Origin of the sequence: Flammeovirga sp. MY04, assembly GCF_001682195.2 — a bacterium.
GTDB classification, from domain to species: domain Bacteria; phylum Bacteroidota; class Bacteroidia; order Cytophagales; family Flammeovirgaceae; genus Flammeovirga; species Flammeovirga yaeyamensis.
Map to the genome: position 1 here is coordinate 803,524 of NZ_CP003561.2, position 13,828 is coordinate 817,351.

At 36.5% G+C, this 13,828-nt stretch carries 6 protein-coding genes; all 6 read left to right on the forward strand.

Features of this window, described 5'->3' with window-relative positions; all coding sequences use genetic code 11:
- Positions 1–53: 53 nt before the first annotated feature.
- The 6 genes from MY04_RS23195 (at position 54) to MY04_RS23220 (ending at position 13,787) form a co-directional block, all read left to right on the forward strand.
- Complete coding sequence (locus MY04_RS23195; RefSeq protein ID WP_066214827.1) at positions 54–1,073, forward strand: LacI family DNA-binding transcriptional regulator; 1,020 nt, start codon at positions 54–56, stop codon at positions 1,071–1,073.
- A gap of 178 nt (positions 1,074–1,251) precedes the next feature.
- Positions 1,252–4,362, forward strand: a complete 3,111-nt coding sequence (locus MY04_RS23200) for a SusC/RagA family TonB-linked outer membrane protein (RefSeq protein WP_066214828.1) — start codon at positions 1,252–1,254, stop codon at positions 4,360–4,362.
- Between the two features lie 14 nt (positions 4,363–4,376).
- On the forward strand, positions 4,377–6,155 hold the full coding sequence (locus MY04_RS23205; RefSeq protein ID WP_066214830.1) for a RagB/SusD family nutrient uptake outer membrane protein: 1,779 nt from the start codon (positions 4,377–4,379) through the stop codon (positions 6,153–6,155).
- A 280-nt stretch (positions 6,156–6,435) separates the two neighbouring features.
- Positions 6,436–9,072, forward strand: a complete 2,637-nt coding sequence (locus tag MY04_RS23210; RefSeq protein WP_084006089.1) for a glycoside hydrolase family 3 N-terminal domain-containing protein — start codon at positions 6,436–6,438, stop codon at positions 9,070–9,072.
- Entirely contained in the window at positions 9,069–10,517 is a 1,449-nt protein-coding gene (locus MY04_RS23215; protein ID WP_066214832.1) for an alpha-L-fucosidase, read from the forward strand. The genes MY04_RS23210 and MY04_RS23215 overlap by 4 nt, the downstream gene beginning before the upstream one ends.
- Positions 10,518–10,772: 255 nt before the next feature.
- Positions 10,773–13,787: a glycoside hydrolase family 2 TIM barrel-domain containing protein gene (locus MY04_RS23220; protein ID WP_084006091.1), complete on the forward strand. Its 3,015-nt coding sequence runs from the start codon at positions 10,773–10,775 to the stop codon at positions 13,785–13,787.
- Positions 13,788–13,828: the final 41 nt, after the last annotated feature.

Sequence of the window (13,828 nt, forward strand, 5' to 3'; positions counted from 1 at the left end):
ATAGGGCTAAATAAGAACAACTTAACAATTTCTATTATCAATTTTTACTAAATATGAAACCAAACAGACGAGTTAAATTATCTGATTTGGCAAAACAACTAGGTTTAAGTACTTCAACGGTTTCAAGAGCGCTAAACGATCATCCTAAAATTCCTCATGAAACAAAAAGAAGAGTTAAACAGCTAGCTAATGATTTGTCATACCATCCAAACCCATTTGCCAAAGGGCTATTACAAAAGAAAACTAAAACTATCGGTGTTTTACTCCCTTCTTTTAAAATGTCTTTTTTCGTATCAATTATTGAGTGTCTTCAGCAGGAACTAAAACTAAAAGGTTACAAACTAATTGTATCTTCTTTTGGACCTAGTTTAAAAGAAGAGAAAGAAGCTTTTTGGGAAATGGCCAAAGCCCATGTCGATGGAATAATAGCTATTCCTAATAATGATCACGAAGATCCTACATTTTTAAACAACATTATTGATGAAGGTATTCCCATTTTATTTATTGACAGAATTATCGACTCACTTGATGCGAACTTTGTGGTCACAGATGATTTCAATGGCATGTTTGAGGCGGTCGACTATTTAATTGATAAGGGAAGGAGAAAAATTATTCATCTGGAAGGACCTGATGAATTATCTACAAGTTTTTTTAGGCTTCAAGGATACAAAGAAGCTTTACGTTCCAAACAAATCGAGATTGATAAAAGATTAATTATACCTTGTCAATCTAAAGAGGAAGTGATACAGAAATTACAATCTGTTGATGTAGAATTTGATGCTATTACTTGTTTTAACGATTACTATGCTTTTGAAGCACTGCAATTTTTAAAGTCAAAAAATATCAGAGTTCCTGATGATGTCTGTCTCATTGGTTTTTCAGACGAGCCTATTTGTCAATATACCACTCCTCAGATGAGTTCAGTTATGCAACCCACCTCTTTATTTGGTAAAAAAGCCGTAGAACTGATCCTTCACGAAATACAACAACTTCAAAATAATAAAGCCATCGAATTTGATATCTATAAGATCAAAACACAGCTTCAGTTAAGGCAAAGTTGTTTGTCGGTTTAATCTTGTATTGCCGATAAATGCATTATTAAAAACTAGAAAGCACCTATTTTCAAAGAAATACGGTGCTTTTTTGTGCCTATTTGTTTGATGTGTGCAAAAACGTGCAAACGTTTGCATGGATTATTTTAAGTGTAACATATACTTTTGTCTCATCAACTATTCAATAAATAAATAAAGTATGAGAAAAGGTGAATTACTTTTTATTCGACTACTGTTTCTAACAGTATTCACATTCGGTGCAATAGACGCATTTGCGCAGTCTAGAACCATTACTGGTACTATTCATGATGAGAACAACGAACCTTTGATTGGCGCAAACATTCTAATAGAAGGAACTACAAATGGTACAATTGCCGATTTCGACGGTAAATATCATTTAGAAGTTCCTGAAGGGACGAATAATATCGTTGTTAGTTTTGTGGGATATTTGTCTCAAACTATTGCGATAGGAACAAGATCTGTCATCGATGTAGTTCTTGAAGCAGATGCAGAACAACTAGAGGAAGTAATCGTTGTTGGTTACGGAACTCAAGAAAAAGTAAACGTAACAGGATCGGTTGCACAAGTAGATTCAGAAGTCCTAAGTGCAGTACCGACTCCAGATGCAATTGGCGCCTTACAAGGACGTATTGCAGGTGTAACGGTAAATCCAGGTCAGGGTCCAGGAGCAACACCAACTATTAGAGTTCGTGGTGTTACTTCAATGTCAGGTTCTAACGACCCTCTAATCGTTATCGATGGTATTCCATCAACTGTAGAGAACTTTGCCACTTTAGCGAATTCAGATATTGAAACAATTTCAGTATTGAAGGATGCTGCATCCGCTTCTATTTATGGTGCTCGTGCAGCAGCAGGTGTAATTTTAGTAACTACTAAGAGAGGAAAAACAGGTGAACCAACGGTAACTTATGATGGTTATGTTGCAATGCAATCCATGACTACGACTCCTAATTACATGAATTCACTTCAGTATATGGAAGCAGTAAACAGAGGATTTACAGCACAAGGTGGTAACGAATTCTATACAGAACAACATTTCGAAACAGTAAGAAACGGAGGAGACCATTTGATGGGACAATTCGATTGGTGGGATGCAGTATATAGAGATAATGCTCCTCAACAATCGCATTATGTGAATGTAACAGGTGGTACAGAGAAAACAAAGTATTTGGCCTCAGTAGGATACATGGACCAACAAGGTTTTTACCAAACAGAAAACTACTTTAAGCGTTACAACACACGTTTAAATATTACTACAGAGTTGAGTAAACGTTTAAAAGCAACTGCTCAAATGAACTTCACTCGCCAAGAACAACAAGATACTGGCGATTCATGGAGAGCAACACAAGCGTTGGCAATGGTTCCATTGAATCCGATTTATAATCAAGACGGTACTTATAACATTACTCGTCCAGTAGATAATACACGTTTCGAAAATACATTGGCTCACATGAAACTTTCGGATTATATACGTAAAGTAAACCAATTACAATCGTTCTTATCATTAGATTATGAGATTGCAAAGAACTTAACAGTTACGGGTCGTACGTCAATGAACTTCAGATCTTTTGAACAAAACCATTTCCAACAAGGGTATCAATTTGTTCACTCACACAACAACGCAGTAGGTCTTAACTTACAAAGTGCAGCAGCTGAGGACTGGAACAACTCAATGCGTGTTGTAAACGACCTAGTAATGAATTACCATGTTGATTTCGGTAAACACCACATTGGTGCATTGGTAGGTATTGCAGAGGAATTCTTTAGATACGATAGATTGTATGGTCGTCGTGTGAACTTTGCAAACAATCAATTGAGAAAAATTATTGCAGGTGGTCAAGCAGGACAAATTGCTGAATCGAATGCATATGATTGGGCATTACAGTCGCAATTTGCTCGTATCAATTACGATTATGATAAGAAATACTTATTAGAGGTAAACGTAAGACGAGATGTTTCATCAAGATTCCATAAAGATAACAGAGCAGGTGTATTCCCTTCGGTTTCTGTAGGTTGGAGAATCGCAGAAGAAGATTTCTTCAAGGATAATGTTTCTGAAAACTTCATTTCAGACATCAAATTTAGAGGTTCAGTAGGTAGTTTGGGTAATCAAAATATTAATAACTCAGCGGTATCAAACCTATACTATCCATATATGGGTGTGATCTCAGCAGCTGATTATCCTTACAACAACGAGTTGGTAATGGGTAAAGCACAAAATGAGATGCCAGTACCTGGTTTGAAATGGGAGACAACAGTTACTTACAATGCAGGTATTGATATTGACTTCCTAGACGGTAAGTTAGGTACTAGCTTCGATTACTTTAAGAAAATTACAAGTGATATGTTATTGCCACTTCCAATGTCAGCGGTTGGTGGTTTAGGAAACCCTTGGGAAAATGCAGCGACTTTAGAGAATACAGGTTGGGAATTTGATATTCGTTATAGCAACACTACTAAAAGTGGATTTACCTACGGTATTGGTGCAAATATTTCTCACTTCACCAACGTGTTAACTGATTTAGCTGGAGGATTTAGTGAGTACTCTAATCAATTCCGTGAAGGGGATCCGATTGGTACCATCTATGGTTACAGAACAAAAGGAATCTATAGAGATCAAGCACATGTTGATGCTGATAATGCCAAGTTAGCAGATGCAAGCTTGAAAAACGGTGTCGCTCAAACAAGAAACGTAATGTTAGGTGATTTGATCTATGAAGATATCAATGGCGATGGTATTATCAATCACGAAGATATGGTGGCAATTGGTAACACACTTCCAAAATATCAGTTCGGTATTACATTCGATTTTGCTTATAAGAACTTCGATTTATCAATGTTCTGGCAAGGTGCAGCAGATATTGATGGTTATGTAGGTTACAATGTATTTGCAGGAAACAAAGATTCCAACTTACGTGATTTCTATACTGATGCTTACCACCCGGACTTAAATCCAAACGGTGCTTATCCAAGATTCTCACCGGATGAAAACTCACAAAACCATGAGGTAAATGATTTTTGGGTACAAAGTGCATCTTACTTACGTTTGAAAAACTTACAAATCGGATATTCTTTACCTAAAACAGTTACTGATCAAATGAAAATTGGAAAGGCACGTGTCTATTTATCTGGTCAAAACTTGTTGACAATCACAAACTTCGATGAAGGATTTGATCCTGAAATGGTAGCACCAATGAACCAAGATGGTTCTTTTCAGGTGGGTGATGTTAGACCATCGTTTATGCCTACAGTAAGAGTAGTATCAGCAGGTCTTCAAGTAACTTTCTAAATTAAGTAATAAATATGAAAAAGATATTAATCGCGTTAATCGCATTTATTGGAATAAATTCGGGATGTTCTAATTTAGATCTCCTCCCTCACGATGACTTAGTGGATGATTCTTTCTGGAAGTCTGAAGAAGATTTTCAAATGGCAGTAAATGGTTGTTATCAATTTAGTGATGGTAGACAGTCTGATATATTTTGGGTAGCTCAACAAGATAGAAACCTTGATCATCAGTTGGATCTTGTAAATGGAGGTATGAGTGGTTCTGAAGGTATTTGCTTCGGAACGGCGAATGCTGGTAACAATTATGTGACGATTGTTTGGTCAAACATTTATAAAGGTTTACGTCGTTGTAATAACTACTACGAGAAAACTCAAGAAGCCATCGAATCGGGTAGAATTGAAATGTCTGATAACATTAAGCACATGAATGGCCAGGTGAGAATTATCAGAGCAGCGCAATACTTTAAATTGGCTAGTTTCTGGGGAGATGTACCAATGCCTTTAAAAACGTTATCAAGAGATGAGGCGAATACAATTCTTCAAACTTCTCAATCGGAAATTTTCGAATTTGTAGAATCAGAATTATTAACTGCCGCAGAAGAGTTAGAGGGTTTCTCAAGTTCAGTAAACGCTTATCAATCAACTGCTGCTTATGCTTACCTTGTTCGTTTGTATATGATGCAAAAGGAATGGTCTAAAGTGGAGACAATGGCAAGAAAGATCTTTGATTCAGGTAAACACGCTTTATATACAACCGGAAATCCATCTTTAGATTATTGGGATCTTTTCACTCCAAAAGCGAATAACAATACTGAAGCAATTGTAGCACACAACTTCACAAATAACACTTGGGATTACTCGCACAATACTTTCGAAGTAACTTCAATGTGGGAGTTAGCGGTACCTTCATTACGTTTAACAGATCTTTACTGGAATGATAAAGGACAAGTGATTAAGTGGGTAGACCAAGACAATAATGTTTTAACGCCAAGATTTAAAGAAGATGAAATTTTATCTGCAGCTTATGGAGAGGAAGTACGTGTAATTCAAGACGGTGTGATTTATACTTATCCAGATGATGTAGATGAGCATATTGGTCAGTTTGAAGTATTAGAAGCCAACAGAGATCCTCGTTATGCACAAACTTTTGCTCCGTTTAACGGGTGGGATGGTGCATTCTGGAGCTCAGGAAATAGATATTCTTCGAACTTCATGAGAACGATCTTTATTAAAGGTTATGATGATGAAAACGAGATCAATTACTATAACAATAACCAAATGCATGTGATTCGTTTAGCTGAAATCTACCTTTCATTGGCAGAAGCATTAAACGAGCAAGGAAGACCTGGCGAAGCTGTTCAGTATGTAAATATGATCAGAGATCGTGTTGGAATGGTACATGCTCCAACTTCTAGTGTAGAAGCGACTAGAGAGTTAATTCGTAGAGAAAGACAAATCGAATTCTGTCACGAAAGCGTACTTTACTTCGATTATTTAAGATGGGATGCTTTGGACGGTACTTCGAAAAACTTCTGGGAAGAAACAACAAGAAGAGACTATGCACCGGGTGCATCGACCAACTTCCCTGAAGGATATACTTCAAGAGATTTAGATCCAAGTATTGCTATTGAAGCAGAAAAGATTGCTGAAGGACACAATAGAGTTATTCAAATTTTTAATAGAAATTCGAATAATGCTGTAGGTAAAATCTGGAACCCAAGAAACCACAAGTGGCCAATTCCACAAAGTGAGGTACAGATCAATCCTAATCTAATTCAAAACCCTGGTTATTAATCAATGAAATATGGTTATGGGTAGCAATATCCATAGCCATGTTTTCAATCAAACGAAAACTCATAAATAAATATCAAATAATTAGCATGATTAAATAAATACTATTTTAAAGATTTAGTCGTATTAAGATTCTTTAATCATTGATTATGAATAACATCAATAGTTAGGGGAAATTTAAAAAAATGGGAGGAGATATGAATCTAACAAACATGTTTATCTTAACAGTAAAATTTACGTTTTAAGCGACGAACTAAATCTAAAAAATAAGCTCTAAATAGAAATGAAAAAATTAACGATTGTATTTTTTGTACTTGCCTTTATGGCTTGTAATCAAAATGAGAAATGGAAAGACAGCAGCCTACCCGCAGAAGAAAGAGCGGAGGCGCTCATCAAAGAAATGACACTTCAGGAAAAAGTTCGTCAAATGAATATGACCAGAGGGGATTATTTAAAGACGGACGACAAAATGGATGAAGACAAAATCAAACAACAAATTGGTACCATTGGACTGGGTTCGATTCATGATTTTTACCCTAAGACAGCCGAAGAATATAATGTAGTACAAAGACATACAATTGAGAATTCAAGATTACATATTCCTGTAATGTTGATGGAAGAAATGTTGCATGGCTACCATACAGATGGTGCAACGGTATTTCCAATGCCTTTAGCAATGGGTGCTTCTTGGAATAAAGAATTGTTGCACTCAGTAGGTAAAGTTATTGGTACCGAAGCCAGAGTAAACGGAGCACATGTTGCCTTAGGCCCAACATTAGGTATCGCAAGAGAGCCAAGATGGGGTCGTGTTGCAGAGTTGTATTCAGAAGATACGCACTTGGCCACAGAAATGGGGTATAATCTCATAGTTGGAATGGGTGGTCAAGATCCATCATCTCCATTTTCTATGATTGCCGGACCAAAACACTTTGCAGTTCACTCGGCACCCATAACGGGATCAAATGCTTCTCCGGTATTGTTAGGAGAGAGAACATCGAGAACTGACTTTTTACCAGTTTTTGAAAAAGCAGTGAAAGAAGGTGGTGCTTTAAATTTGATGTCGAGTTATTCTGAATTGGACGGTGTACCATGTACTGGTAACAAATGGTTATTAACTGATGTGATCAGAGATGAATGGGATTTTAAAGGTTTCACAGTATCTGATTTAGGGGCGATGCGTTTCTTATGGAATGTACACCACTATGCTGAAAACCCAAGAGATGCTATCAAAAAAGCCACTGAGGCAGGGTTAGATATGCAGTTCTATGATTTTCCTGATAGTATGTATCAAGCCACTTTGGTCGATTTAGTAGAATCGGGAGAAATGGAGGAGAAGTATATCGATAGAGCTGTAAAGGGCATTCTTTATACTAAGTTTGTTTTGGGACTATTCGAAAATCCTTATATCACTCAAGATAGAATCGATAAATACTATCACAGTAAAGAAAATCAAAAAGTAGCTTACGATATCGCATCGGAATCTATCGTTTTATTAGAGAATGACGGTATCCTTCCATTAAAAAAGAACAAACATAAAAAAATAGCTGTATTAGGTCCGTTAGCTGCAGAGGCAGAACTAGGTGGGTACACTCATGCATCCGCAGAAGGGGTTTCTATTCTAGAAGGATTAAAGAAAGCTTCTCCTAACACTACGTTTACGTATGAAAAAGCGGCCAATATTGTAGAAAGAGGTACAGCAATTCAACCTAAATATTTGTTCCATGATAACGGAAAGAAAGGATTAAAAGCTTCTTTCTATAACAATATGGAATTGAAAGGTGAGCCTGTATTGGAAATGATTCATGATAATATTGATTTTGAATGGCCTTGGAATCCTTATCCTGGTGTAGAAGACGATTTCTTCTCAGTGCGTTGGGAAGGATATATCAAAACTGATGTAGATGTGAAAGGTTGGGTAGGAACGACCAGTGATGATGGAGCTAGAATTTATATTAATGATGAGTTGGTATTGGATGCATGGGCAGGAAGCACGCCTATTAAAAAAGCTCCATATGAGTTCAAAAAAGGAAAAAAATATAAACTAAAGTACGAATATTACGATAACCAATGGCATGCGACAGCATCTCTGAGATGGTCGAAAAAAGACAATGGTATTCAGAATGCTGTACGTTTAGCAAAAGAAGCGGAGTTATCGATTATTGTTGTTGGAGAAAATACCAAAACAGTCAACGAAAACAGAGACGTAGCACACTTGGGTCTTTCTGGTAATCAATTAGAAATGATTCAGGCTGTAGCAAAAGTAGGTAAACCTTATGTGGTTGTATTGCAAAATGGTCGTCCATTATCTACCAATTGGGTTTCAAAAAATGCGAATGCTTTGGTAGAAGGTTGGTTTGCAGGTGAGCAAGGAGGTTATGCTATTGCAGATATGTTATTTGGTGAAGTGAATCCATCGGGTAAAATGCCAATTTCTGTGGCAAAATCAGTCGGACAATTGCCAGTATACTATAACCAAAAACCTACAACAATCTATAGATATGTGGATGAAGACGACAAGCGTTTGTACAACTTTGGTTATGGTTTAAGTTATTCATCATTTGAATATGGTAAACCAAAAGTATCAGTAAATGAAAACAGCAGAGACTTTAAAGTGACAGTTTCTGTTGATGTGAAAAATACATCAAAAGTAGATGGTAAAGAAACCGTACAACTTTATGTGAGAGACATGATCTCTTCTGTTACTGTACCACCTCTTTCGCTAAAAGCATTTGATAAGAAATTAATAAAAGCAGGGGAAACTATCACTTACTCTTTTGAACTCGGAAAAGAAGATTTAAAACTTTGGAACCAAGACAAAGAATGGGCAGTAGAAGCCGGTCAGTTTAATGCTATGGTCGGCCCATCATCCACTCAATTACAAACAATCGAATTTGAACTAAATAAATCATACAAGCTGTGAAAAAATCACTAATCTTAATAGCATCACTTTTACTTTCCAATTGGTCTTTGGCACAATGGAAAGGGAAAGAATATGTGGTTGAAAAAGACCCAAAAGTTCAACAAAAACTAGAAGACTGGCAAGATCTTAAATTAGGATTCTTCGTGCACTGGGGAGCCTATTCTGTAGAAGGACTTTGCGAATCTTGGCCAGTTGTTTCTGAGGATGTTGATTGGTTAACACCTCACGAAGATTTAAATGCCTTTAGAAAACATTATTTCGACTTACCAAAGAGATTTAATCCTACTAAATTCGACCCAACACAATGGGCTGAATTGGCGGAAGATATGGGGGCAAAGTATTTTGTTTTTACGACAAAGCACCACGATGGATTTACGATGTGGGATACAAAACAAACAGATTATAAAATCACGAATCCAGAGTACCCATATGCCAATGCTGAACATGCTGACATTACTAAATCATTATTCGATGCTATGCGTGATAAAGGGATGATGATCGGTGCTTACTTGTCAAAACCCGATTGGCATCATCCATATTACTGGTCTAAATCCTTCCAATCTCCAGGTAGAAATGTGAACTATAAAATTGATAGACACCCAGATTGGTGGAAGAATTTTACAGATTTCTACTTTAATCAGGTAGAGGAATTGATGACGGGATATGGTGATATTGACATCCTTTGGTTAGATGGTGCTTGGGCAGATAAAAACAATCTACAACAAGACATGAAAATGGACGATGTAGGTGAGATGTGTCGTGAACACCAACCGGGTATTCTTGTAGTTGACCGTTGGGTAGGTGGTCGTTGGGAGAATTATAGAACTCCCGAACAACATATTCCTTCAGAGTCGAACCCTATTCCATGGGAAACGAACTTGACCGTGAACTGTTGTTTCTCTTATCGATTTGAAGAAAGCGTAGAAACAAACGTGAAAAGTGGTAGAGAGTTAACGCACAAATTTATTGATATTGTATCCAAAGGTGGTAACCTATTGCTAAACTTAGGAGCTTCTCCTGAGGGATGGTTTAATGCAGAAGAAATTAAATCTGTGAAGCAATTGGGTGAGTGGATTCATGCTAATGAAAAAGCAATTTACGGAACAAGAGCAATTGCTCCTTTTGCCGAAGCGAATGTACGCTATGCAAAAGAAAAAGAAGGTGATAAAGTATATGCTTATGTTTTACTTCAAGAAGGAGAAAACATGAATAAGGCGATGCTGCCAGGTTGTTTAGTAGCAAAAGGTGCTAAAATTAAAGACATCGCCACAGGAAAGTATGTGAAATATTCTCTTCAAGGTAATTCTACACTAATCGATATGCCTAAAAAGTCAGGCGTAGCACAATATGCTATTGCCTTCGAAATCTCTAAAGTAGAGAAAATGGCAGGTAAGAATGTAGGAAAAGATCAAGCAGCCATTGATGCAGAAAATAGAAATTTATAATACAAACCGAGACTTAATTTATTAGATTTATATTTCCTTTATTGAGGCATCTCAATCAATTTTTGATTGAGTTGCCTTTTGGAGTTCAAAGAGAAAATTAAGTCTAGAAGAACAGGAAAGGAAGTGAAAAGTGGGGTTTGAACATCAAATTGTACCTGAATATGACGTAATTTTTATCCCTGTTAAACTTATGATTCATTTAATTTTAACCATAATTTTTAGAGGAGTAACTAACAATAAATCAAACGAAATAAAATGAAAAAAATATTACTTAGTATCACTGCTTTTGTGATGGGTTTGTCTTTTGCAATTGCTCAGGATTATCCTCATCAAAAACCAGAAGTGGTAAGTGTTAATACTATGACACCTAGAAGTTCTTTTTATATTCAAACTTTAGATGAAGTGAAAAATGGAAAAGCGGCTTCTAACAGTCAATATTACCTTGATTTAAATGGAAAATGGAAGTTCCAATATTTTAATAGTGAACTGGATATACCATCCAATGTAACCTCAACCTATTACGATTTTTCTGCTTGGAACAACATCACTGTGCCGTCTAATTGGGAGATGCAAGGTTATGGTATTCCAATTTATAAAAATGTGGGTTTTGCATTTAAGGGAAATGGTAAAATGCCTGATCCAGAATATAACCCATCAGCTGTTTATCATAAAGAAGTAACGGTAAGTAAAGATTGGGATGGAAAGGATATTTATTTACGTTTCGAAGGAGTTGCAGGAGGTGTTTATGTCTATGTAAATGGCAAAGAAGTAGGTTATTCTGAAGGGAGTAAAACAGCCGCTGAATTTAAGCTGAATGATTACATTAAAGTAGGCGAAAAGAACAATCTGACTTTTAAAGTTTTAAAATATACATCAGGATCTTATTTAGAAGATCAAGACTTTTGGAGATTGGCAGGGATTGAAAGAGATGTGTATTTATGGGCAGCAAAGCCTGGTCATATTCAAGATTTAACCATCATTTCAGGTTTGAAAAATCGTTATAGAGATGGAGATCTTAATGTTGATATCACTTTATCTAAACCAAATACAGCACCTCTAAGTTGGGAGTTGTTAGATAATGGTAAAGTGATTAAGAAGAAAACAATCTCTATAATTAAAGCCACTCAACTTCAAATTAAAGAGACTATAAAATCAGTAAAGAAATGGTCAGCAGAAACGCCATATTTATATGATTTAGTCATTTATAATGGAGATGAGGCCATCACTAAAAAAGTTGGATTTAGAACTGTAGAAGTCAAAGATCATACATTACAAGTCAATGGTCAGTATCTATTGGTGAAAGGGGTGAACCTTCATGATCATCATATGGAAAGAGGTCATGCGGTAACCAAAGAAGATTATTTGGAGGATTTTAAAATCATGAAAGCGCATAACATCAATGCTATTCGTTGTTCTCATTATCCTAAGCCGCCTTTCTTCTACGATTTGTGTGATGAATTAGGATTCTATGTAGTGGATGAAGCCAATATTGAAGCACACGGTTTTGGTAATGATTCCCAGGATTATCACCCAGATGAAACAGTTTCTTTGGGCTATTTACCACTTTGGGAAAAACAACATATGGAGCGTACCATTAGAATGTACGAACGTGATAAAAACCATCCATCCGTAATTATTTGGTCTTTAGGAAATGAAAACGGAAACGGTCCAAACTTTTACAAGACTTACGATTGGTTAAAAGCCAATGATAAAACACGACCGGTACAATCGGAAAGCGCCAACTATTTTACCAATACAGATATTTCTGCTCCTATGTACAATACAGGTCAGACCGGCTTGGATTATGTGAGGGATTTCGATAAGGCGCCACGTTTTCAACGTCCATATATTCAATGCGAATATGCTCATGCAATGGGAAATTCTGTGGGCGACTTGAAAGAGTATTGGGACATTTACCGTGCTCACAAGATTCTTCAAGGTGGTTTTATTTGGGATTGGGTCGATCAAGGTATTCTAACTAAAAATGAGCATGGGGAAGAATTTTTTGCCTATGGTGGCGATTTAAGAGCATCAAGATATCCTAACGATGAGAACTTCTGTGCCAATGGTTTGGTGAATGCTGATCGTAAAGTGAAACCTTCTTTATTAGAAGTGAAAAAGGTATATCAAAACATCAACTTTACATTAGAAGGAGGCCGTTTGATGATCAATAATGAGTATTCATTCTTAACTACAGAGGGGTATCAATTAAAATATGCTTTGAAAGAAAATGGCAAAATAGTAGAAGAAAAGTCTTTGAAGTTGCCATCGATAAAACCAATGTCAGAGAAAGCAGTAGTGCTAGAAGATTTCTCAAAGAAGACAGAAGGCACCGAGCAATTCTTATATGTATCTGTGTTCAACAAAAAGCAAGAATTGGTAGGCGAAGAAGAGTTTCTTATTAAAGAGAAAGCCTATGTTTCTCAGTTAAGCAATACTAAGGCAAAAGTAGAAACCACAGGAGATGAGATTATCTTATCAGCCAAAGATTCTAAATTGATTTTTTCTAAAACAACTGGTCAAGCATTGGCTTGGATGAAGAATGGAAAGAACATTTTGCAAAGTCCTTTTAAACCCACTTTCTGGAGAGCACCTTTGGATAACGATATGGGCTTTCAGATTTATAAAGCATTAGGTGATTGGAAAACAGCGAACGATTTCCAAAAACTAATGGATTGCACAATTGATAAAGAAGGAAAAATCACATCGATTTATGACGTTGGATGTGCTAAAGCCAAGATGATCTATGAAATGGACGAAAATGGTCTTATCCGCATTTCAATGGAATTATTTGATGTAACCACTGAAATGAAAATCCCAAGAGTAGGTATTAACTATGCTGTTGATGGAACTTATGACGAAGTAGAATTCTACGGAAAAGGTCCTCATGAAAACTATTGGGATAGGAAAACATCGGCCATGATGGGAATATATAAATTGAAAGTAAGCGATTTTGATTTCGACTATATTCGTCCACAGGAAAATGGAGCGAGAGCAGATGTGCGTTATGTAAAGTATACAAACGGATTGGAAATCTATGGTGATCAACCTTTCTTATTTACTACACATCACAGTACTCTGGGTGACTATCAAGAAGGTCCAAAGAAATTGCAAAGACATTCTACAGATATCATTAAGCGTCCTTTGACAGACATAACAATTGATCATTTACAGATGGGTGTTGGTGGTGACTACTCTTGGGGTGGTTGGCCAATACCAAAGTATTTGATTACTCCTCAAAATTATCAATTCTCTATAGAAATTAAATAGGTGCTGTATGGGCGTTGCGTTACAACGCCCCAAGCGCCTTT